At 71.3% G+C, this 22,194-nt stretch carries 19 protein-coding genes and 1 riboswitch; of the genes, 16 read left to right on the top strand and 3 right to left on the bottom strand.

Annotation, left to right across the window (positions count from 1 at the left end; all coding sequences use genetic code 11):
- Positions 1 to 39: 39 nt before the first annotated feature.
- From rpsK to truA, 5 genes are all read left to right on the top strand, one after another.
- Positions 40 to 447, top strand: a complete 408-nt coding sequence (gene rpsK / locus AB0C15_RS22805; RefSeq protein ID WP_030329919.1) for a 30S ribosomal protein S11 — start codon at positions 40 to 42, stop codon at positions 445 to 447.
- Positions 448 to 460: 13 nt separating this feature from the next.
- A complete protein-coding gene (gene rpsD / locus AB0C15_RS22800) occupies positions 461 to 1,087 on the top strand; it encodes a 30S ribosomal protein S4 (protein WP_030489600.1) in 627 nt (208 codons plus the stop codon).
- A gap of 98 nt (positions 1,088 to 1,185) precedes the next feature.
- Complete coding sequence (locus AB0C15_RS22795; protein ID WP_007465227.1) at positions 1,186 to 2,208, top strand: DNA-directed RNA polymerase subunit alpha; 1,023 nt, start codon at positions 1,186 to 1,188, stop codon at positions 2,206 to 2,208.
- A gap of 34 nt (positions 2,209 to 2,242) precedes the next feature.
- Positions 2,243 to 2,800: a 50S ribosomal protein L17 gene (rplQ, locus tag AB0C15_RS22790; RefSeq protein WP_357354990.1), complete on the top strand. Its 558-nt coding sequence runs from the start codon at positions 2,243 to 2,245 to the stop codon at positions 2,798 to 2,800.
- A gap of 67 nt (positions 2,801 to 2,867) precedes the next feature.
- Positions 2,868 to 3,698 carry a tRNA pseudouridine(38-40) synthase TruA gene (gene truA, locus AB0C15_RS22785; protein WP_357354988.1) on the top strand — a complete coding sequence of 277 codons (831 nt, stop codon included), beginning with the start codon at positions 2,868 to 2,870 and terminating at the stop codon, positions 3,696 to 3,698.
- Between the two features lie 12 nt (positions 3,699 to 3,710).
- Here truA and AB0C15_RS22780 read toward each other — a convergent pair whose 3' ends face one another.
- Entirely contained in the window at positions 3,711 to 4,823 is a 1,113-nt protein-coding gene (locus tag AB0C15_RS22780; RefSeq protein ID WP_357354986.1) for a hypothetical protein, read from the bottom strand.
- 102 nt (positions 4,824 to 4,925) lie between these two features.
- Here AB0C15_RS22780 and AB0C15_RS22775 point away from each other — a divergent pair, with 102 nt between their 5' ends.
- The 4 genes from AB0C15_RS22775 to AB0C15_RS22760 are packed head-to-tail and all read left to right on the top strand — an operon-like array spanning position 4,926 to position 9,049.
- Positions 4,926 to 5,531, top strand: a complete 606-nt coding sequence (locus AB0C15_RS22775) for a methyltransferase (protein ID WP_357354985.1) — start codon at positions 4,926 to 4,928, stop codon at positions 5,529 to 5,531.
- Between the two features lie 41 nt (positions 5,532 to 5,572).
- Positions 5,573 to 7,252 carry an ATP-binding cassette domain-containing protein gene (locus tag AB0C15_RS22770; protein WP_357354983.1) on the top strand — a complete coding sequence of 560 codons (1,680 nt, stop codon included), beginning with the start codon at positions 5,573 to 5,575 and terminating at the stop codon, positions 7,250 to 7,252.
- Positions 7,249 to 8,049 carry a nucleotidyltransferase domain-containing protein gene (locus AB0C15_RS22765; protein WP_357354981.1) on the top strand — a complete coding sequence of 267 codons (801 nt, stop codon included), beginning with the start codon at positions 7,249 to 7,251 and terminating at the stop codon, positions 8,047 to 8,049. Before AB0C15_RS22770 ends, AB0C15_RS22765 begins: the two co-directional genes overlap by 4 nt.
- Positions 8,050 to 8,086: 37 nt before the next feature.
- The gene (locus tag AB0C15_RS22760; RefSeq protein WP_357354979.1) at positions 8,087 to 9,049 is read left to right on the top strand and encodes an aldo/keto reductase; all 963 of its coding nucleotides are present in this window, start codon (positions 8,087 to 8,089) and stop codon (positions 9,047 to 9,049) included.
- 314 nt (positions 9,050 to 9,363) lie between these two features.
- On the opposite strand, the gene AB0C15_RS22755 is transcribed toward AB0C15_RS22760, so the two are convergent.
- Together AB0C15_RS22755 and AB0C15_RS22750 are read right to left on the bottom strand one after the other, a co-directional pair.
- Positions 9,364 to 9,945 (bottom strand): hypothetical protein, encoded by a 582-nt coding sequence (locus tag AB0C15_RS22755; protein ID WP_357354977.1) that lies wholly within the window; start codon positions 9,943 to 9,945, stop codon positions 9,364 to 9,366.
- Positions 9,946 to 10,016: 71 nt separating this feature from the next.
- On the bottom strand, positions 10,017 to 15,848 hold the full coding sequence (locus tag AB0C15_RS22750) for a ThuA domain-containing protein (RefSeq protein ID WP_357354975.1): 5,832 nt from the start codon (positions 15,846 to 15,848) through the stop codon (positions 10,017 to 10,019).
- 323 nt (positions 15,849 to 16,171) lie between these two features.
- A riboswitch (TPP riboswitch) is annotated at positions 16,172 to 16,281 on the top strand.
- On the opposite strand from AB0C15_RS22750, the gene thiE reads away from it, so the two are divergent.
- From thiE to thiC, 7 genes are all read left to right on the top strand, one after another.
- Positions 16,276 to 16,902 (top strand): thiamine phosphate synthase, encoded by a 627-nt coding sequence (gene thiE, locus AB0C15_RS22745; protein WP_357354973.1) that lies wholly within the window; start codon positions 16,276 to 16,278, stop codon positions 16,900 to 16,902. It overlaps the preceding riboswitch by 6 nt.
- Entirely contained in the window at positions 16,899 to 18,053 is a 1,155-nt protein-coding gene (thiO, locus tag AB0C15_RS22740) for a glycine oxidase ThiO (RefSeq protein WP_357355113.1), read from the top strand. The genes thiE and thiO overlap by 4 nt, the downstream gene beginning before the upstream one ends.
- The gene (gene thiS, locus AB0C15_RS22735; protein WP_357354971.1) at positions 18,044 to 18,244 is read left to right on the top strand and encodes a sulfur carrier protein ThiS; all 201 of its coding nucleotides are present in this window, start codon (positions 18,044 to 18,046) and stop codon (positions 18,242 to 18,244) included. Before thiO ends, thiS begins: the two co-directional genes overlap by 10 nt.
- Entirely contained in the window at positions 18,241 to 19,020 is a 780-nt protein-coding gene (locus AB0C15_RS22730) for a thiazole synthase (RefSeq protein ID WP_357354969.1), read from the top strand. The genes thiS and AB0C15_RS22730 overlap by 4 nt, the downstream gene beginning before the upstream one ends.
- Positions 19,017 to 19,649 carry a thiamine phosphate synthase gene (locus tag AB0C15_RS22725; RefSeq protein ID WP_357354968.1) on the top strand — a complete coding sequence of 211 codons (633 nt, stop codon included), beginning with the start codon at positions 19,017 to 19,019 and terminating at the stop codon, positions 19,647 to 19,649. The genes AB0C15_RS22730 and AB0C15_RS22725 overlap by 4 nt, the downstream gene beginning before the upstream one ends.
- Complete coding sequence (gene thiD / locus AB0C15_RS22720; RefSeq protein WP_357354966.1) at positions 19,646 to 20,431, top strand: bifunctional hydroxymethylpyrimidine kinase/phosphomethylpyrimidine kinase; 786 nt, start codon at positions 19,646 to 19,648, stop codon at positions 20,429 to 20,431. The genes AB0C15_RS22725 and thiD overlap by 4 nt, the downstream gene beginning before the upstream one ends.
- 17 nt (positions 20,432 to 20,448) lie before the next feature.
- Entirely contained in the window at positions 20,449 to 22,041 is a 1,593-nt protein-coding gene (gene thiC / locus AB0C15_RS22715) for a phosphomethylpyrimidine synthase ThiC (protein WP_357354964.1), read from the top strand.
- The last annotated feature ends 153 nt before the right edge of the window (positions 22,042 to 22,194 follow it).

Genomic DNA, 22,194 nt, shown 5'->3' with positions numbered 1-22,194 from the left:
CAACCTGTATCGGAAGTCAACTAGGAGCGCAGAAGACTTATGCCACCGAAGGCTCGTGCCGGAGCCGCTGTAAAGAAGGTCCGGCGCAAGGAACGCAAGAACGTCGCCCACGGGCAGGCGCACATCAAGAGCACGTTCAACAACACCATCGTGTCCATCACGGACCCGACCGGTGCGGTCATCTCCTGGGCCTCCGCCGGCCAGGTCGGCTTCAAGGGCTCCCGCAAGTCGACTCCGTTCGCCGCGCAGCTGGCCGCCGAGGCTGCCGCGCGTCGTGCCATGGAGCACGGCATGCGCAAGGTCGACGTGTTCGTCAAGGGCCCCGGCTCCGGCCGGGAGACCGCCATCCGTTCGCTGCAGGCTGTGGGCCTCGAGGTCGGGCAGATCGCCGACGTCACGCCGCAGCCGCACAACGGGTGCCGTCCGCCGAAGCGTCGCCGGGTCTGAGAGGTAGAGAGAGATGGCTCGTTACACCGGTGCTGACTGCCGCCGTTGCCGGCGGGAGAAGATGAAGCTGTTCCTCAAGGGCAGCAAGTGCGATGGTCCGAAGTGCCCGTTCGAGTCCCGGCCGTTCCCGCCCGGGCAGCACGGCCGCGGCCGCACCAAGGAGACGGAGTACCTGCTCCAGCTCCGTGAGAAGCAGAAGGCCCGTCGGGTTTACGGCGTGCTGGAGAAGCAGTTCCGCGGTTACTACGAGGAAGCCGTTGGCAAGCAGGCCAAGACCGGTGAGGTCCTCCTGCAGATCCTCGAGTCGCGGCTGGACAACGTCGTTTACCGGGCCGGCTACGCCCACTCGCGGGACATGGCCCGCCAGTTGGTCAAGCACGGTCACTTCACGGTGAACGGCAAGAAGGTCGACATCCCGTCGTACCGCGTCAAGGAGCACGACATCATCGAGGTTCGGGGCAAGAGCAAGGAGCTCACCCCGTTCATCGTCGCGCAGGCTCAGGCCGGCTCGAAGACGGTTCCGGCGTGGCTCGAGGCCATCCCGAGCCAGATGAAGGTGCTCGTGCACTCCCTCCCGGCCCGGCAGGTCATCGACACGCAGGTCCAGGAGCAGTTGATCGTCGAGCTCTACTCCAAGTAGTCGGGCTCGTTGCGGTGGCCCGCCCTTCGGGGCGGGCCACCGGAACAGTTTGTGTCGTGGGCGTCAAATAGCGGGCGTCCCGGAAGAGAAGAGACAAGATGCTCATCAGTCAGCGACCCTCCCTCTCCGAGGAGTCGATCAACGAGACCCGCTCCCGGTTCGCCATCGAGCCGCTCGAGCCGGGCTTCGGCTACACCCTGGGCAACTCGCTGCGGCGCACGCTGCTGTCGTCGATCCCGGGCGCGGCCGTCACCTCGATCAAGATCGACGGTGTGCTGCACGAGTTCACCACGATCCCCGGTGTCAAGGAGGACGTGGTCGAGCTCGTCATGAACATCAAGGAGCTGTGCGTCAGCTCCGAGCACGACGAGCCGGTCAGCATGTACCTGCGCAAGCAGGGTCCGGGCGACGTCACCGCCGGCGACATCCAGCCGCCGGCCGGAGTCTCGGTGCACAACCCGGATCTCAAGCTCGCCACCCTGAACGGCAAGGGCCGGCTCGACATGGAGCTGACCGTCGAGCGGGGCCGGGGCTACGTGACGGCGGCGCAGAACAAGCAGTCCGGCGCCGAGATCGGCCGCATCCCGGTCGACTCGATCTACTCGCCGGTGCTGAAGGTGACCTACCGCGTCGAGGCGACCCGTGTCGAGCAGCGCACGGACTTCGACCGGCTGATCATCGACGTCGAGACCAAGCCGTCGATGGGCCCGCGTACCGCGCTGGCCTCCGCCGGTTCGACGCTCGTGGAGCTGTTCGGGCTCGCCCGGGAGCTGGACGAGACCGCCGAGGGCATCGACATCGGGCCGTCCCCGCAGGACGCCCAGCTGGCGGCGGACCTCGCCCTGCCGATCGAGGAGCTGGACCTCACCGTCCGCTCCTACAACTGCCTCAAGCGCGAGGGCATCAACTCCGTTGGTGAGCTCATCGGGCGTACCGAGGCCGACCTCCTCGACATTCGCAACTTCGGTCAGAAGTCGATCGACGAGGTCAAGATGAAGCTCGCCGGGATGGGTCTCGGGCTGAAGGACTCGGCTCCGAACTTCGACCCGGCGCACGTCGTGGACACCTTCGGCGAGGCCGACTACGACACCGACGACTACCGCGAGACCGAGCAGCTCTAGTCCGCGCTGCCGCCACAACTGAGGAGCACCAAAAATGCCCACGCCCACCAAGGGCCCCCGCCTCGGCGGCAGCCCCTCGCACGAGCGGCTGATGCTCGCCAACCTGGCGACCGCGCTGTTCCAGCACGGCAAGATCCAGACCACCGAGACGAAGGCCCGGCGGCTGCGCCCGCTGGCCGAGCAGCTCATCACCAAGGCCAAGCGCGGTGACCTCGCCTCGCGGCGGCGGGTGCTGGGTGTCGTCAAGGACAAGGACGTGGTCTACGCCCTGTTCGACCAGATCGCGCCCCGGTACTCCAACCGCCCCGGCGGTTACACCCGGATCGTGAAGACCGGCCCGCGCAAGGGTGACAACGCGCCGATGGCCATCATCGAGCTGGTGGAGGCCCTTGAGGTCGCCGAGCCGAAGGTGAACAAGAAGACCGCCGCCCGCAAGGCCGCGCAGCAGGACAAGGTCGAGGCGCTCGCCCCGGCCGACGAGGCCCCGAAGTCGGCCCCGGCCGACCAGGACTCCGAGGCGCCGGTGTCGGCGTCCGGTGACACCGACGCCGCCCGCGAGGACAGCGACGAGGCCACCGAGAACAAGGCCTGATCAAGGGCATCGTCGGGCCCGGCACCCCACTGGGGTGCCGGGCCCGACCCGTAACGGGAGGTACGAGGTGGACGAGCGGATCCGGCTGCGGCTGGACGTCTCGTACGACGGCACCGACTTCTCCGGTTGGGCGGCCCAGCCGACCCGGCGCACCGTCGCGGGGGTGCTCGTCGAGACCCTCGACCTGGTCCTCGGCGCCGGTACGGTCACCGGGCTGACGGTGGCCGGGCGCACCGACGCCGGGGTGCACGCCAGCGGGCAGGTGTGCCACCTGGACCTGCCGGTGGAGGTGTGGCGAGAGCACGAGGGCCGGCTGCTGCGTCGCCTGGCCCGGCTGCTCCCGACCGACGTTCGGGTACGCGCGATGACCGAGGTGCCGGCCGACTTCGACGCCCGGTTCTCGGCCACCTTCCGGCGTTACGAGTACCGGGTCACCGATGCGCCCTTTGGTGCGGAACCGCTGCGCCGGCACGAGGTGCTGTCCTGGCCGAGGCCGTTGGACCTGGCCGCGCTGAACGCCGCCGCGACCGGGCTGGTGGGGGAGCACGACTTCGCCGCGTACTGCCGGCGCAAGGAGAACGCGACCACGCTGCGCGAGGTGACCCGGCTGGACTGGCGTCGCGACCCGGACGGGATCCTGGTCGCCACCGTGCAGGCCGACGCGTTCTGCCAGGCGATGGTGCGCAGCCTGGTGGGGGCCATGCTGGTGGCCGGGGACGGCCGCCGTCCGGTGGAGTGGCCGGGCACCCTGCTCAGCCAGCGGGAGCGGTCCAGCGAGGTGACCGTGGCGCCCGCGCGAGGGCTGACCCTGGTCGCCGTCGGCTACCCGGCGGATCCGGCCGAGTACGCCGACCGCGCCACCCTCACCCGGCGGTTGCGGGTGCCGGTCGAGGGCTGACCGGCTGTCGGGTCAGTCGCCAGGCAGACCGCCGTCGCCGCTCTGGTTGGCGTTGCTGCCGGTCGGGGCGGCGGTCGGTTGGGCGGCGGTGCCGCCGTCGGCTCGGCTCTGCAGCACGCCCCGGCTGAGGTGCAGCTCGATCATGTCGAACAGGATCTCGCGGACCTTGGCGTCACCAGCCTTGATCGCCGTCCCGTCCTTGCGGACCACCAGGGCGTACGCCAGGTAGTGGCCGCGGACCTGCCAGCCGACGCGGGCCGGAGCGCTGGCCAGGACGTCGGTGCCGTCACCGTCGTCTGCGGTGAGACCACGGAACCGTCCCTGCCGCTCGTCGAGCAGTTGCCGGAGCCGGTCGCGGACTCTTTCCGCAGTGACCTTGTCGGTGAGGTTGAACAGACCGGCCGTGACCAGGTGGCTGTCGTCGGGTGTGCTCAGCGTGGCCCGGACGATCTGATTGCAGCCGAGGCGGACGAGCAGGTCGGCGACCTCGTCGGTGGCGGCGACGGCGCAACTGCCGCTGGACTGGGTCTTGAGCACCTGATAGCTCGGCTGGCCGTCGGTGAGCTTCAGCTCCTTGCCGGGGAAGAGTTCCTTGGCGGTGAGCGGAGCCTGGTCGGTGTCCCGGGAGTCGAGGGCCAGCCGATCCGCCGCGGCCGACGTCGGGGCGGCGTTCGGCTGGTACGTCGGGTCGCTCTGCGGGGCTTCGTTCCGGTTGGTGAGCAGTGCGGTGGCGCCGAGGCCGCAGAGGGCGAGCAGCACCAGGACTGCCGCGCCACCGATCAGGACCTGCCACAGTCGGCCACCGCCGCGCCGGGCGGGCGGCTCCACGGGCATCGCCGAGGTGTAGATCTGGCTGCGGGGCGGGGCCGGCGGGACGTCGGCGTGAGCCGGCAGTGGCTGCGGCACGGTGGCGCGACCAGGCCCGGGCTGCGGCACGCCACGGGTCGGGACGGATCCCGACGATGGCAGCGAGAGCTGGTTGGGCCGGGGCAGTGACGGCGTGGGGAAACGCGACGGAGAGGGCCCGGCCGGCGGCGGCGAACCGGCGCCGAGCACCGACAGGTCGGACCCGGGCTCCGGGTACTCCTCGAAAGCGTCCTCATCGGACTGGTACCGATACACCATGTCGCCCAGAGTAGGAGTTATTGTCCCTTTAGGGGGTAATACCGGGGAAATGTGCGCGTGGGCCGTGTCGGGCCCACCGCAGGCCGGTGCGAGAATCGCCAGGTGACCGGCGACCACTACTTCACCGCTCAGCCCACCAGCGACGCCCCGGCGCGCGAGGTCGAGTTCTCCGTCGCCGACCGCGACTACCGGCTCACCTCGGCCGGCGGGGTCTTCTCCGCAAGCCGGCTCGACCCGGGCACCGCGGTGCTCCTGCGCAAAGCCGAGCTGCCCGCCGCCGACACCACCGGCGACCTGCTCGACCTCGGCTGCGGCTTCGGGCCGATCACCTGCGTGCTCGCCGACCTCGCGCCCGCCAGCACCATCTGGGCCGTCGACGTCAACGCCCGGGCCCGTGAGCTGACCGCCGCGAACGCGGCCCGACTCGGCGCCGGCGACCGGGTCCGGGTCAGCGCACCCGACGACGTACCGGAGGGCGTCCGCTTCGCCCAGCTCTGGTCCAACCCACCCATCCGGATCGGCAAGGACGGGCTGCACGACCTCCTGCTGCGGTGGCTGCCCCGACTCGCCCCGGACGGCGTCGGCTGGTTGGTCGTCGCCCGACACCTCGGCGGCGACTCTCTGCAGCGCTGGCTCACCGAACAGGGCTGGCAGGTCGAGCGGCACGCCAGTCAGAAGGGCTTCCGGGTGCTGCGGGTCACCCGGTAAATGGATATGCCCTGCGCCCCTCGCTGGGGCAGGATCCCGGCGTGGGATACGTGGACGTGGCAGCGGTCGGGCACATCCTGCCCGACGGCCGGGAACTCTTCGCCGAGGTGTCGTTCCGGGTCGGTGAGGGCAGCAAGGTAGCCCTGGTCGGGCCGAACGGAGCAGGTAAGACGACGCTGCTGAGGATGGTCGCCGGGGACCTGCCGGTGCGTACCGGCGTCGTCGCGCGGGCCGGCGGGCTGGGCGTGATGCGCCAGTTCATCGGCATGATCGGCGACGAGTCGACCCTCGCCGACCTGGCGCTGTCGCTGGCCCCGCCGGCACTGCGCGAGGCCGGGCGTCGGCTCGGTGGGACCGAGGCGGCCATGCGCGCGGCCGAGGCCCACGGCAAGTTCAGCACCGCCGCGGGCAAGGCCCAGTTGGCGTACGCCGACGCGCTCGGCGCCTGGGGCGAGGCCGGCGGCTACGACGCCGAGGTGCTCTTCGACACCGTCGCGACAATCGTGCTCGGCAAGCCCTGGGACGCCGTCCGGGACCGGCCGGTGCGGACCCTCTCCGGCGGCCAGCAGAAGCGCTTCGCCCTGGAGTTGCTGCTGCGCGGCCCGGACGAGGTGCTGCTGCTCGACGAACCCGACAACTTCCTCGACGTGCCCGGCAAGCGCTGGCTGGAGGCGCGGCTGCGCGAGTCGGCGAAGTCGGTGCTCTACGTCTCGCACGACCGTGAGCTGCTGGCCCAGAGCGCCGACCGGGTGGTTGCCGTCGAGGGTGGCAGCGCCTGGGTGCACCCCGGCGGCTTCGCGAGCTGGCACGAGGCTCGGGTGGCCCGGCACGCCCGCCTCGACGAGCTGCGCCGACGCTGGGACGAGGAGCACCAGAAGCTGCGCGAACTGATGCTGATGTATAAGCAGAAGGCCGCGTACAACGACGGGTTGGCCTCGCGTTACCAGGCCGCGCAGACCCGGTTGCGCAAGTTCGAGGAGGCCGGGCCGCCGCCCGTACCCCCGAAGGACCAGGACATCCGGATGCGCCTCAGCGGCGGACGGACCGGCAAGCGCGCGGTCGTCTGCGAACAGCTCGAGCTGGACGGCCTGACATTCCCCTTCGACCTGGAGATCTGGTACGGCGACCGGGTGGCGGTGCTCGGTGCCAACGGCACCGGCAAGTCGCACTTCCTGCGGCTGCTGGCCCGCGGCGGCACCGATCCGGACCCGGCCAACGGGCCGGTCGACGGCGCGGCGGCGCTCGCTCCGGTGGTGCACGACGGCGTGGCGCGCCTCGGTGCCCGGGTCCGCCCCGGGCACTTCTCGCAGACGCACGACCGGCCGGAGCTGATGTCGAAGACGCTTGTCGAGATCCTCTGGCGGGGCGACGAGCACCGCACCGGGATGGACCGGCACGCGGCCATGGGTGTGCTCAGTCGCTACGAGCTGGCCGCGCAGGGCGACCAGCGCTTCGGCACGCTCTCCGGCGGGCAGCAGGCCCGGTTCCTGGTGCTGCTGTTGGAGCTGTCCGGGGCGACCCTGCTGTTGCTCGACGAGCCCACCGACAACCTCGACCTGGCCAGCGCGGAAGCGCTCGAAGCGGGCCTGAACGCCTTCGAGGGGACGGTGATCGCTGTCACCCACGATCGTTGGTTCACCCGCTCGTTCGACAGGTTCGTGCTGTTCCGAGGCGACAGCGAGGTGGTGGAGACCCCGGAACCGGTCTGGGACGTCGGGTGATCCCCGCCGACCTCCCCGACCGGCTCTGCGCCGTCCGGGGGGTGGTCGCCGTGGCGCTCGGTGGTAGCCGGGCACGTGGCGAGCAGCGCCCGGACTCCGACTGGGACCTGGGCCTGTACTACCGGGGCGAGCTTGACGTGCCGGCGCTGCGTGCGGTCGCCGCGACAGTCAGCGACGACGCCGACGTCGCGCTCACCGCCCCGGGTGGATGGGGCCCCTGGGTCGACGGCGGGGCTTGGCTGCGGATCGGTGGGATCGCCGTGGACTGGATCTACCGTGACCTCGACCGGGTGCACCGGGTCTGGACGGACTGCCGGGCCGGCCGGTACGAGGTCGGGGTGCAGGCCGGGCACCCGCTCGGGTTCTACTCGTCGGCCTATGTCGGCGAGGTGGCGCTGTGCCAGGTGCTGGCGGACCCGACCGGCCACCTGACCCGGCTGCGGGAGCAGACCCGGGAGTACCCGCCCGCGCTGGCCGACGCGCTGGTGGCCAGCGGCTGGGAGGCCGGGTTTCTGTTGACCGGCGCGGCCAAGGCCAGCGTCGGCGGGGACAGCGGGTACGTCGCCGGCTGCCTGTTCCGGGTGGTAGGGGTACTCGCCCAGGTGCTGCACGCCCGGGCGGGCCGGTGGTTGGTCAACGAGAAGGGGATGATCGCGGCCGCAGGGCGGCTGCCCGGGGCCCCGCCACACTTCGAGCAGCGAGCGCAGGCTCTGCTCGGCGCCGCCGGCCGTAGTCCGACCGAGCTGGCAGCGACCCTCAACGCCGCCCGTGAGCTGGTCACCGAGGTGGTCGGCTGAACTGCCGCCGAGGTGGCCGCCGTTCGCCCGGCATAGGGTGGATCGCGTGACTGACATGACCTATCGCCGGCTTGGCGACTCCGGGCTCGTGGTGTCCGTGGTCGGCATCGGCTGCAACAACTTCGGCCGCAAACTCGACCTCGACGGCACCCGGGCGGTGGTGGACGCGGCCCTGGACGCCGGGATCAACCTCTTCGACACCGCCGACATCTACGGTGAGCCGCAGGGCGGCTCCGAGGAACTGCTCGGGCAGGCACTCAAGGGCCGCCGGGACGACGTGGTGGTGGCCACCAAGTTCGGCATGGACATGAACGGCCTCAACGGGCCGGACTACGGCGCGCGTGGTGCGCGGCGGTACATCGCCCGCGCGGTGGAGGCGTCGCTGCGCCGGCTCGGCACCGACCACATCGACCTGTACCAGATGCACGAGCCCGACCCGGGCACCCCGATCGACGAGACCCTCGCCGCCCTGGACGACCTGGTCCGCGACGGCAAGGTGCGCTACCTGGGCAACTCCAACTTCGCCGGCTGGCAGATCGCCGACGCGGACTGGGTCGCCTCGTCGAACGGCCGGTCCCGCTTCATCAGCGCGCAGAACCACTACAGCCTGGTGGAACGCTCGGTGGAGGCCGAGGTGATCCCGGCGTGTGAGCGGTTCGGCCTCGGCATGCTGCCGTTCTTCCCGCTCGCCAACGGTCTGCTCACCGGCAAGTACAAGCGCAGTGAGCAGCCCCCGGCCGGCAGCCGGCTCTCCGGCGGTGGCCGGTACGCGGAGCGGTTCGCCGCGGCCGACTGGGACACCATCGAGGCGATCGAGGCGTACGCCGCCGAGCGGGGACTGACAATGCTCCAGGTCGCGATCGGCGGGCTGGCCGCCCAGCCGGCGGTGACCTCGGTGATCGCCGGTGCGACCACGCCGGAGCAGGTGCGTGCCAACGCCGCCGCCGGCACCTGGGAGCCCGGCGACGACGATCTGGCGGCACTGCGCGCCATCCTCTGACCGCGCGCTGTCGCGGTGCCCTGCCGCGTGGTGGCGTGCGCCGCGTGGCGGCGGGCGCCGCGTGGTGGCGTGCGCGCCGCGTGGTGGCGTGCGCCGCGGGGCGGCGGGCGGCGGGCGTGATCCACTCGCGTTTCTTGAAGTCGGGGTGACCGCTCGTGCGGGACCCCCCGACTTCAGGGATGTCGAGTCGATCACCAAGCGATCAAGCAAGTCCGGGCCGGGCCGCTCGTAGCGGCCCGGCCCGGTCGTTGTCACTGCTTGGTGCGCCGGTCGGTCAGGTGGTGCGCCGGTCGGTCAGGTGGTGCGTCGGTCGGTCAGGTGGTGCGTCGACGGCCGAACAGCATGGCCACCCCCATCGCGACGGCGACGAGCACGAGACCGGCCGCCGCGAACGGCCACCAGCCGGCGCCGCCGGCGTCGTCCGTCGGTGTGGTCACCGCGACCGGCTCGGGCGCCGGCGGTGACTGTGCCGCCTTCGCCTGCACCGTCGCGGTGGCCTTACCCGCCAGCGGGGCGGGAGAACTCACCGTCACCTTCCACGTGCCGGTGGAGAGCAGCGGGCCGCTGCTGTAGAAGCCGTGCCCCTCGGGCTGTGGATCCAACTGCACCGGCCCGATCCGCTGCCCGTCCGGGCCGGTGGCGGTGAGGACCAGCCGCACCACCTGCTCCAGCCGGCGGCCATCGGGGTGGCTGGCCTGGATGGTGACGCCCTCGGCGCCGTCGCCGGCCACCTTGATCTTGAGCTTGTCGGCCTGCGCCGCCGGGGCGGCCTGCGCCGCCGGGGCGGCCTGAGCCGCCGGGGCGGCCTGCGCGGCCTGAGCCGCCGGGGCACCGGCGAACAGGGCCAGGGCCAGTCCGGCGAACACGGCGGCCAGCACCTTGCGGATACCCGTCACGGACATCTCCTCACTACCGATGAGGGAGGCCCCTCCCCGACGCCGCAGCGCCGGGGAGGGGCCTCGTCGGATCAGAGCTGGCGACCGGGTGCCAGCCGGGTGGCATCGCCACCGAGCCGTCCGGTGCCCTTGACCGGGTCACCATCGTTCGCCTTGACCCCGGCCTTGCTGGCCGCACCGCCGAGCCGGACGATCATGGCGTCGGCGTCCCGGATCAGGACGTCCCGGACCTCCGCCTCGCCCACCAGCGCGGTGTCGGAGGCGAGCGTCCGGAACGCGGTCAGCTGCCGGACGGCAGCCTTGTCGTCGCCGGCCGCCTCGGAGGCGCGGACAGCGTCGAGCTTGTTCGACAACTGCTTGTGCGCCTTGGTCGAGAGCCGCCCCGTCGCCTTGAACCGGTCCAGCAGACTCTGCATGTCCCGGAACGAGGTGGTGACGAAGAACCGGACCGTCGAGGTGGTCTTGTTGCCCGCCTTGTCGGTCGCGGTGACGGTCAGCTCGTGCAGGCCGAGTGACAGGTCGTACATGGCCTGCAGGGTGCCGCTGGCGTACGTCTGACCGTCCAACTGGCCGACCACGGACGCGATGCCCGAGCTCGGGTCGACGGCCTGCCACGACACCCGGACGTCCTGGCTGTCGCCGTAGAGCTGACCGTCGGCCAGCCCGGACACCAGCAGCGTCGGCTTGGTGCCGTCGATCTTCAAGACCGCCGACTTGAGCGTCTCGGCGTTGCCTGCCTTGTCGGTCGAGCGGTACAGCAGCTCGTGCTGCCCGTCGCCGGTCACCTCGACCGGCGTCGTGTACGGCGTCCACGCGCCACCGTCGAGCGACCACTCCACCGTCTTGACGCCGGAACCGGCGTCGGTGGCGGCCAGTACGACCGGGATCGTGCCGTTGTGCCAGCCGGCGTCGTTCGCCGGAGCGAACGTCGCCGAGGTCACCGGCGCGGTGGCATCGATCTTGAGCGAGACGGTCTTCGTCGCCTCCACGTTGCCGGCCTTGTCCGTCGAGCGGAACCGGAGCTGGTGCTCGCCGTCCCCGCTGATGGCCACCGGAGCGGTGTAGGCCGTCCAGGTGGTGGCCCCGTCCAGCTGGTACTCGGTGCTGGCGAGCCCGCTACCGCCGGCTTCGTCGGCGGCGGTGAGGGTCACCGTCACCGGCCCGGTGTGCCACCCCTCGGTGGGGGTGCCGGACACCGCCGACGTGGTCACCGGCGCGGTCTCGTCGGCCACCTTCGTGCTCAACCGGAAGTAGTCGAAGGCTGCCGTCTTCGACGCCGTCTGGTTGGCGCCGAGGGTGAACAGCCCGACCTTCGGGGTCGCCCCGACCGTGGCGTTGGTGAGCGCCGTCAACGCGGTCCAGGTCGTCCCGTCGGCCGAGTACGACGCGGTGAACGTGTCGCCGGTGCGCGCCAACCGCAGGAACCACACGGCGGTGGTGAGCCCGGTCACCTCCGGCTGCGGGTTCTGCACCGCCCCGGCGATCTCGCTGCGGAACTCGATCCGCCGCGTCACCGCCGAGCCGGCCGTGTTGTCCGCGATGAAGTCGAACTTCAGGTAGTTGTCGTCGTCGGCCTGCACGAGCAGACCGGCCTGCTGGTACTGCTCGTTCAGCAGACTGCCGTCGACCTTCGTCTCCAGGGTCCAGTCGCCCGACGGCGCGGTCTGGAGGATGAAGTTCTTCGGCCCGGTGTTGTCGGTGCCGTAGATGTCACCGTTCGGCACGTCGATGCGCAGCGCGCCACCGGTGACCCGGTAACCGTTCGGGTCCTCCCGCAGGATCGCGTCCCAGCGGCACTTGTCCAGCGTGCTGCCGTTGAACTCGTCCGACGGGTCGACCGGCCCGGCCGGGGCGTCCGGCGTCACCTGGAACGAGTCGAAGGCCGCGTTGACGACCGGCGCCTCGGTGCCGCCGTTGAGAGCGAAGACCCCGATGCGCGGGTTGGTGATGCCGGCGAGCGCGGCCGAACGGCCGACCGGGGTGAAGGTCTGTCCGTCGCCCGAGAAGGCCGCGGTCAGGTTCGTCCCGTCGCTGGTGACCCGCAGGTACACGGTGTCACCCGCCGGTGCGTTGGTGGCGTCGGCGCCCTCGTTGCGAGGCGTGCCGGCCGTCTCGCGGATGAACTCCACCCGACGAGTGCCGTTGTACAGCAGGTCCACCTTGGCGTAGTTGTCGTCGTCGCCGTACACCAGCAGACCTGCCTGCTGGTAGTTGGCCGTCACCGGAAGGGTGACCTTGGTGGTCATCTCCCACGCGCCGGTCGGCGCCGGCTGGAGCACCAGGTTCGTGGCGTCGTTGCGAGCGCCGTAGAGGTCACCCACCGCGGTGGGCAGCTGGAGCGCGCCGCCACTGAGCGAGTAGAGCTGGTTCTCCCGGACGACGCTCCAGCGCTCCTTGTCGAGGCTGTTGCCGTTGAAGTCGTCCGAACGCGCCCCGAAGCAGGACGTGTCCGGAGCGTCGACCCGCACCGGCACCGTGGCGTACGACTTGGCGCCCTTGCTGTCGGTCACCGTGAGGGTGGCCGTGAAGGTGCCTGCGGTGGTGTAGGTGTGGCTGGCGTCCAGGGTGGTCGCCGTGCCGCCGTCACCGAAGTCCCAGGCGTACGTCAGCGGGGTGTCGCCCTCGGCGTCGGTGGCCGTGCCGTCGAACGCGACGGTGACCGGTGCGGTGCCGGTGGCCGGGGTGGCCGTGGCACTGACCACCGGCGGCCCGTTCTCGGTGACACCGCGGCCGACGAAGTCCATCCAGTTGACGTTGAACAGCGAACCGCTTCCGCCGTTCGGGTCGCGGGCGAGGAAGTACAGCGAGCCGCTCGCGGCGCCGGTGACCGGTGCGCTCACGTCCGTGTACGTCTGCCACCCGCCGGTCGTCGGCACGGTGGCCGTGGCGACCACAGGTCCGTCGACAGCACCCGCGCGAACCTCGATCCGACCGCCAGCGGCGGCCGAGGCGGCCCGGAACCGGATCTCGGTGATGTTGGTCAGGTTCGCCGGAGCGACCGACCACCAGTCACCGTCCTCGATGAACGCGATGCTCTGACCGCCGCCGGCCGTGTCGGTGGCGGCTTCCCGCTGCACGCCGGCGTCGCCGCCGCCGGTGCTCACCGGGGCACGCCCGGTGGCGGTGAAGTACTCGGCCTGCTTCTGCTTCGGCTGCAGGACCTCGATCTGCCGGCCGGTGAGGGCACCGGACCCGCCGGCACCACCCTCGTCGGTGTAGGTGGCCTCGAAGACCGCGAAGACGTTCGCCTCGGCGCCGTGCCCGGAGGCGAGCGACGTCTGGACGGTGCCGGTGCAGCCGGTGTGCTGCTCCAGCGGGTGGGCGTGCTCGTCGTGACCGAGCAGCACCTGCAGCTGCACCTTGTCACAGTCGATCTGCCCGTCCTCGGGGTCGGTCACCTTGATCGAGTAGCGGACCTGGTCGCCCCAGTTGAAGAAGCCACCCTCCGGCGGGAACTCGATGGAGACCGTCGGCGCGGTGTTGCCCACGGTGACCGGCACGTTCGCCACCGCGGTCCGGCCCTTGGGGTTGGTGACGGTGAGCTGGGCGGTGTAGTTGCCCGCCGTGGCGTACGTGTGCGTCGGGTTGGCCTCGGTCGAGGTCTGCCCGTCGCCGAACGTCCAGGCGTAGGTGAGCGTGCCACCGTCCGGGTCCCGGGAGCCGGCACTGGAGAACGTGACAGCCAACGGCGCCGGACCCGAGGTCGGGTTGGCGGACGCTGCCGCGATCGGCGCACGGTCACCTGCGGTGTAGTCGATCCGGTAGACGCCGGAGTTGTCGTTGTTGCCACCGAAGCCGCTGCCCCACTCGATCAGGTACAGCGCGCCGTCCGGGCCGAACTCGAAGTCCATCGGCCGGATCATGCTCATGCCGGTGAGCAACTGGTTGATGTCCACCAACGACTTGCCGTCGGGGGTCACCTGCATGGTGTACATCTTGTTCTGGTTCCACTCGCCGAGCAGAGCCTTGCCGTCGTAGTACGCCGGCCACTTGCGGTTCGAGTTCAGGTCGGCGTCGTAGCGGTAGACCGGGCCACCCATCGGGGCACCGCCGCCGCCGATCTCCGGGTAGCGCGCGTCACCGGCGTACCCGTAGTCGACGGTCGCCGGGACCACCGGCGGGAGGTTGGTCAGGCCGGTGTTGTTCGGCGAGTTGTTCACCGGTGCGGCGCAGTCGAACTTCGCGCCGCTCGGGCCGGACGGGAACGTGTAGTCGTTGTACGCCTCGTTCGTGCCCGTGCAGTACGGCCAGCCGTAGTTGCCCGGGGTGACGATGTTCCACTCGACCAGGCCGCGGGGGCCACGGTTCGGGTTGTCGGTGTTGGCGTCCGGCCCGTAGTCGCCGACGTACAGCGTGTTGGTCTTCGGGTCGGTGCCGATCCGGAACGGGTTGCGGAAGCCCATCGCGTAGATCTCGGGACGGGTCTTCTCGGTGCCGGCCGGGAAGAGGTTGCCCGACGGAACCGTGTACGTCCCGTCGTCCTCCGGGTGGATCCGGATCACCTTGCCGCGCAGGTCGTTGGTGTTCGCGGAGGTGCGCTGCGCGTCGTAGTCCTGGCGGCCCGCCCGCTCGTCGAGCGGCGAGTACGAGTTCGACTCGAACGGGTTGGTGTTGTCACCGGTGGCCAGGTACAGGTTGCCGTCGCCGTCGAAGGTCATGCTGCCGCCGGCGTGGCAACAGGTGTTGCGCTGGGTGTCGACCCGGAGCACCTGCTTCTCGCTGGCCAGGCTGATGGTGTCGCCGGTGACCGTGAAGCGGGACAGCAGGTTGCGGGTGACCCCGTCGTTCGGGGCGTAGTACAGGTACACCCAGTTGTTCGTGGCGAAGTCCGGGTCGAGCCGGATGCCGATCAGACCGTCCTCGTTGCCGGTGAAGACGTCCAGGTCGACGGCGGTGACGGTGCTGCCGGTGTCCGGCTTCACGATCTGCACGCGACCGTCGCGCTCGATGTAGAAGACCCGCCCGTCGGGGGCGATGTCCAGCTCCATCGGGTTGCTGGTGTTGCTGTCCAGCGTGACCTTCTCGAAGTTCGACGTCTTCGAGGCGCCGCAGTCGGCGTTCTCGACGCCGGCCGCGGTCCGGATGCCGCCGAGCAGGTGGGACAGGAACTGGGGCTCGGCGTACGACTCCCGGGTGTGCCCGAGGCCCGTGTACCAGGACCGGCCACCGTCGTAGTCCTGACACCAGGCGACCGGGTGGTCCGCACCCATCGCGCCGGCGCCGGGGGTGTAGCTCTTCTCGTCCAGGCTGGCCAGCACGTGCACGTCCGGCCGGGGGTTGGACTGGTAGTTGTACCACTCGTCGAACCGGGACCAGCGGTCCGGAAGTCCGGCCGTGGACGGGTGGGCGTGGTCCTCCACCTTGACCGTGGCCGTCTGGTTCTGCGGGTGGTTGGCGAAGTACGCGCCGACCAGGTCGCCGTACCAGGCCCAGCTGTACTCGGTGTCCGACGCGGCGTGGATGCCGACGTAGCCGCCGCCCGCCTTCACGTAGCGCTCGAACGCGGCCTGCTGGTCGGCGTTGAGCACGTCACCCGTGGTGGAGAGCCAGATCACCGCCTTGTACTTCGCCAGGTTGGCGTCGGTGAATGACGCGCCGTCCTCGGAGTTGTCCACGGTGAATCCGTTTGCAGCGCCGAGCTGCTGGATGGCCGCGATGCCGGTGGGGATCGAGTCGTGCCGGAAGCCGGCGGTCTTGGAGAAGATCAGGACGGAGAAGGGATCGACTGCTGCGGCCTTTGGCGCCTTCGGCACCACCTGGCTGACCGGGGCTGCGGCTTGCGCATCCCGTGGGGGAACCTGGGCGGCCGCCTGGGCAGGCGCGCCGAACAGGGTGGTCGAGGCCATGGCCAGTGAGATCAGGGTTGCGGTGATTGGTACGCGGGCACGACGAGAACGGGACACGCCGCCTCCTGTGTCGTAGTGACAGGGCTCGCGGGAGTCGGCTCGCCGAAGGCCGTCCCTGATGGAGTCGGTGGTCACACCGTGCCAGGGTGCCCCCACCGACATTTTGTCGAATCGCTGAACAAATTAATTCGGCTGGTTCGATGTCGGGCAAGATGCGGACGGGTAACGGTTCTGCAACGGGGGGCGACATTCCGAACAGGACCGTATGAAGTGCCCCATGGATCTCGCTCGTTTCCCGGCGGCCCACCCCGCCGACCCGCCCCGCCGGCCGTCGCCGACCGCGCCTTGGCAGGCCGGCGAATCTGTCGTACGGTGACACGCAAGTAACCCACGGGAGCCCGGTGTACCGGGCTGAGAGGGGGGCTGACAGCCCCCGACCGTCGAACCTGATCCGGATAATGCCGGCGCAGGGAGGAGCGTTGCCGTGCCGTCCCTGGGGCGATTGCATCTCATCACCGACACCCGACCCGGTCGTGACCCACTCGCCGTGGTTCAGGCCGCCCTCACCGTGGCCCGCGCCGACCTGGTGGTGCAGGTGCGTGTCGAGGACTCCGCCACCGACCGCGAGGCGTACGACCTGACCCGGCGGGTGCTGGCGCTCTGCGTGTCGTACGGGGCGACCTGCCTGGTCAACGACCGGTTGCACGTGGCGCTTGCGGTGGGTGCCGCCGGTGGTCACGTCGGCGCCGACGACCTGCCGGTGGCCGCCGCCCGCCGGGTGCTCGGCCCCACCTGCGTGCTGGGAGCCACCGCCCGCGCGCCGGGCCCGGCAGGCGAGGCCGTCGCGGCGGGAGCCAGCTACCTCGGCGTCGGGCCGTGCCACCACACCAGCACCAAGACCGGGCTGCCGGACCCCATCGGGCCCGCCGGGGTGCGCGCCGTCGTCGAGGCCGTCGACGTTCCGGTCATCGCGATCGGCGGGGTGACCGCCGCCCGGGTGCCGGCGCTGAGGGCCGCCGGGGCGTACGGGGTGGCGGTGGTCGGTGCCGTCTCCTCCGCCGCCGACCCGGCACGGGCGACCGCGGAGCTGATCGAGGCCCTGACGTGCTGACCGGCCGGTCCCCGTCACCGCCGTCGAGCGACCGGGTCCGGCCGGACGTGGCAGTGGTGGGGGCGGGGCCCATCGGGCTCGCCATCGCCTGGCGTTGCGCCGCTCGTGGGCTGCGGGTGGTGGTGCACGATCCGGCACCCGGCTCGGGGGCGTCGGCGGTCGCCGCCGGCATGCTCTCCCCGGTCGCCGAGGCGTACTTCGGCGAGCGGCAGCTGACCGGGTTGCTGCTGGCGTCCGCCACCCGCTGGCCGGCGTTCGCCGCCGAGCTGACCGCGACGACCGGAGTCGAGATCGGCTACCGGACCGAGGGCACCCTGATGGTCGGCCTCACCGGCGACGACCTGGCCGAGGCGCGCCGGCTCTGGGCGTACCAGCAGGGGTTGGGGCTGCCCGTGACGCCGCTGCGCCCCAGCGAGCTGCGCGACCGCGAGCCGGCGCTCGCCCCACGGGTGCGCGGCGGCGCGTTCGCACCCACCGACCACCAGGTCGACCCCCGGCTGCTGGTGCCGGCGCTGCGCACGGCCGCGCAGCGGGCCGGCGCGGTGCTCGTGCCGCAGCCGGTTCGGCACCTGTCCGACGTGGACGCCGGGGTCACCGTGATCGCCGCCGGCTGCGGCGCCGCGGCGCTCACCGGCCTGCCCGTGCGGCCGGTGAAGGGCCAGGTCCTCCGGCTCCGCACGCCCGACGGCGTCGCGCCGGGCTTCCGGCACGTCATCCGGGGGTACGCCGACGGCGAGCACGTCTACCTCGTGCCCCGCACCGGGGGTGAGGTGGTGCTCGGCGCGACGGTCGAGGAGCGCTCGGACACCACCGTCACCGCCGGTGCCGTGCAGCGGCTGCTGCGCGCCGGGGTCGACCTGCTGCCCGAACTCGCCGAGTACGAGCTGGTCGAGGCGGTCGCCGGGCTGCGCCCCGGCACCCCGGACAACGCGCCGATCCTCGGGCCCCTGCCCGACCGGCCGGATGTCCTGGCCGCCACCGGGCACCACCGGCACGGCATCGTGCTCACTCCGGTCACCGCCGATCTGATCGCCGATCTGGTGCTCGGCGGCGTACCCGACCCGATGCTCGGGCCCTTTCGTGCCGACCGTTTCGGCGCTGTCGCCCGGGGCGGGCCTGACCCAATGACGGAGGGGAAGCTGTGGAGTTGACGGTGAACGGGGCCGAGCGCAGCATCGCCGCTGGCGCTTCGGTGGCGGACCTGGTCAGCGCCATCGTGCCGCACGCGCGCGGCGTGGCGGTCGCGGTCAACGGCGAGGTGGTACCCCGGGCCGGCTGGCCGGAGCGGGCGCTGCGCGACGGTGACCGGGTCGAGGTGCTCACCGCGGCGCAGGGCGGGTGAGCGGGGTGTCGTTCGTACTGGGCGGGCAGACGTTCACCTCGCGGTTGATCCTCGGCACCGGCGGGGCCGCGAACCTGCACGTGCTGGAGCAGGCGATCCGCGCGTCCGGCACTGAACTGGTCACACTGGCGCTGCGCCGGGTCGGCACCGCACCGGGCTCCACCGGCGGGCTGCTGGAGCTGCTGGACCGGTGCGGAGTACGGCTGCTGCCGAACACCGCCGGCTGCCACACCGCGGCCGAGGCGGTGACGGTGGCCCGGCTGGCCCGGGACGCGTTCGACACCGACTGGGTCAAGCTGGAGGTGATCGGCGACGAGCGGACGCTCCTGCCCGACGGGGTGGAACTGCTCCGCGCCGCCGAGGAGTTGGTCGCCGACGGGTTCACCGTGCTGCCGTACACGAGCGACGACCCGGTGCTCGCCCGCCGTCTCGCCGACGTGGGCTGCGCCGCGGTGATGCCGGCCGGCTCCCCGATCGGGTCGGGGCTCGGCGTCGGCAACCCGCACCACATTCGACTCATCCGGCAGGTCGTGGACGTGCCGGTGATCCTCGACGCCGGCATCGGCACCGCGTCCGACGCGGCCCTGGCCATGGAGCTGGGCTGCGACGGGGTGCTGCTGGCGAGCGCGGTCACCCGGGCGGCCGACCCGGTGGCGATGGCAACCGCCATGCGGCACGCGGTCGAGGCCGGGCGTCTGGCCGCCGGCGCCGGCCGGATCGAGCGTCGCTTCCACGCGCTCGCCTCCACGCCCGACGAGGGGAGACCCGAGCTGTGACCGCGCCGTCCGGGATCGTCGTCCTGACCGATCGGCTCGTCGCGCGGGGTGGGCTCGACCGGGTCGTGGCGGGGGCGGTGGCCGGGGGAGTGCGCTGGGTGGTGCTGCGGGAGAAGGACCTGCCCCGCGCCGAGCGGGCCGCCCTCGCCGTCGACCTGCGTGCCATCCTCGCCGACGTCGGCGGAACCCTCGTCGTGGCCGGGCCCGACCCGCTCGGCGGCGACGCCGTGCACCTGCCCGCCGCCGGCCCGTACCCGCCGCCGACCCGCCCCCTGGTCGGCCGCTCCTGCCACGACCGGAGCGAGCTGAACCGCCTGACCACCGAGCACTACGCCACCGTCTCCCCGGTCTGGCTGACGAAGACCAAACCCGGCTACGGCCCACCCCTGGGCACCGACGGCCTCCGCACGCTGATCGAGGTCAGCCCGGTACCCGTGCTGGCCCTCGGCGGAATCGAAACACCACAACAGGTAACCGCCTGTGTCCAAACAGGAGCCACCGGAGTAGCAGTACTAGGGGCCCTCATGCGAGCAGAGAACACCATCGAAACAGCCGCCACCCTGACCAGCGCCTTCGCAAAGGCGGTCACCCCTGTGCTGACCCAAACCGCAACCAAAGAGGAAAGATGACCCCGCGAACACTGCTGACCATTGCCGGCTCGGACTCCGGCGGCGGTGCCGGCATCCAGGCCGACCTGAAGGTCTTCGCCGCGTTGGGCGGGTACGGCACCAGCGTCCTCACCGCGGTCACCGCGCAGAACACCCGGGGTGTCGACGCGGTACTGCCGTTGCCTCCGCGCACGGTCACCGAGCAGTTGGACAGCGTGCTCAGCGACTTCGCCGTCTGCGCGGTGAAGACGGGGATGCTCGGCACCCCGGCGATCGCGGACGTGGTGGCCGAGGCGGCGCGGGACGGCCGGCTGCCTCAGCTCGTCGTCGACCCGGTACTCGTCGCCACGAGTGGTCACCGGCTCGGCGTGGTGGGCGCGGTGGAGCGGCTGCTGCCGTACGCCCGGGTGGCGACCCCGAACTGTGCGGAGGCGGCGGCGCTCACCGGACGCCAGGTGGACGACGTGGCCGCGATGGTCGTGGCCGCCGAGGCCCTGGGGGCCGGTGGCCCGGAGTACGTGGTGGTCACCGGCGGTGACCTGGACGGGGGCGAGGCGGTCGACGTGCTGCACGGCGGCGGCGTCACCACCCTGTTGCGCGCGCCCCGGGTGGCGACCCGGCACACCCACGGCACCGGGTGCTCGTTCTCCGCGGCGATCGCGGTGCGGCTCGGCCTGGGCGATCCGGTGCCGGCCGCCGTGGGGGCCGCCAAGGAGTACGTGCTCCGCGCGCTGACCGGCGCGCGGGGCTGGGAGCTGGGCACGGGGCGCGGGCCGTTGAACCACTTCGGCTGGTCCGCCTGATCACCAGGGAGGCTGTCATGCACGCACGAGGCAAGGTGTACGTCGAGGGTTCGCGGCCGGACGTCAGGGTGCCGTTCGCGGAGGTGGGGCTGACCGGGGGCCTACCGCCGGTGCGGCTCTACGACACGTCCGGTCCTGGTTCGGACCCGTCGGTGGGGTTGCCCGCACTGCGGGGCGCGTGGATCGCCGAGCGGGGTGACGTGGCGCCGGTGCGGGGTGCCGGCACGCCGTTGGGCGGTGTGGGCAATCGTCGGCCCACCCAGTTGGCGTACGCGCGGGCCGGTGTGGTGACGCCCGAGATGGAGTTCGTGGCGATCCGGGAGAACGTCGACCCGGAGCTGGTGCGGGCCGAGATCGCCGCCGGTCGGGCGGTGCTACCACTCAACGTGAACCACCCGGAGTGCGAGCCGGCGATCATCGGTAAGGCGTTCCTGGTCAAGGTGAACGCCAACATCGGCACCTCGGCGGTCAGCTCGTCGGTGGCCGAGGAGGTGGAGAAGTTGACCTGGGCCACCCGCTGGGGTGCGGACACCGTGATGGACCTGTCCACCGGCAAGCGCATTCACGAGACCCGGGAGGCGATCGTCCGGAACTCGCCGGTGCCGATCGGGACGGTGCCGATCTACCAGGCGTTGGAGAAGGTCGGCGGCGACCCGGTGAAGTTGAGCTGGGAGGTGTTCCGGGAGACCGTGATCGAGCAGGCCGAGCAGGGCGTCGACTACATGACGGTGCACGCCGGGGTGCTCCTGCCGTACGTGCCGCTGGCCGTGGACCGGGTGACCGGCATCGTGTCCCGGGGCGGCTCGATCATGGCGGCGTGGTGCCTGGCGCACCACGAGGAGAACTTCCTCTACACCAACTTCGCGGAGTTGTGCGCGATCCTCGCGAGGTACGACGTGACGTTCTCCCTCGGTGACGGGCTGCGCCCCGGGTCGATCGCGGACGCCAACGACGAGGCGCAGTTCGCCGAGCTGCGCACCCTCGGCGAGCTGACCAGGGTCGCCTGGGAGTACGACGTCCAGGTGATGATCGAGGGCCCCGGTCACGTGCCGATGCACAAGATCAAGGAGAACGTTGACCTCCAGCAGGAGTGGTGCCACGAGGCGCCCTTCTACACGCTCGGTCCGTTGACCACCGACATCGCTCCGGCGTACGACCACATCACCTCCGCGATCGGCGCCGCCATGATCGGCATGTTCGGCACCGCGATGCTCTGCTACGTCACGCCGAAGGAGCACCTCGGCCTGCCGGACCGGGACGACGTGAAGGCGGGCGTGATCGCGTACAAGATCGCGGCGCACGCGGCGGACCTGGCCAAGGGGCACCCCGGCGCGCAGGCCTGGGACGACGCCCTCTCGAAGGCACGGTTCGAGTTCCGCTGGGAGGATCAGTTCAACCTCTCGTTGGACCCGGAGACGGCGCGCTCGTACCACGACGCGACCCTGCCCGCGGAGCCGGCGAAGACCGCCCACTTCTGCTCGATGTGTGGCCCGAAGTTCTGCTCCATGAAGATCACCCAAGAGCTGAAGGAGTACGCGGCACGCGGCATGAAGGACAAGTCGGAGGAGTTCGTCTCCGGCGGCGGCCGGGTGTACCTCCCGCTCGCCTGATCTGCCCGGTCCGGCGCGGGTGCCGCCGGTTGATCGACTCGGGTTCACGGATGGCGGGCCCGTGCTCAGCCGGTGGAAGCAATCTGGCTGGTCAGCAGTTCGGCGAAGACTTCTTTGGGCTTCTTGTAGCCGAGGATACGGCGGGGTCGGTTG

This window comes from Micromonospora sp. NPDC048835, assembly GCF_040649995.1.
Taxonomy (GTDB): domain Bacteria; phylum Actinomycetota; class Actinomycetes; order Mycobacteriales; family Micromonosporaceae; genus Micromonospora.
The sequence above is the reverse complement of the archived record's forward strand: the minus strand, read 5'-3'. Positions and strand labels throughout refer to the sequence as shown.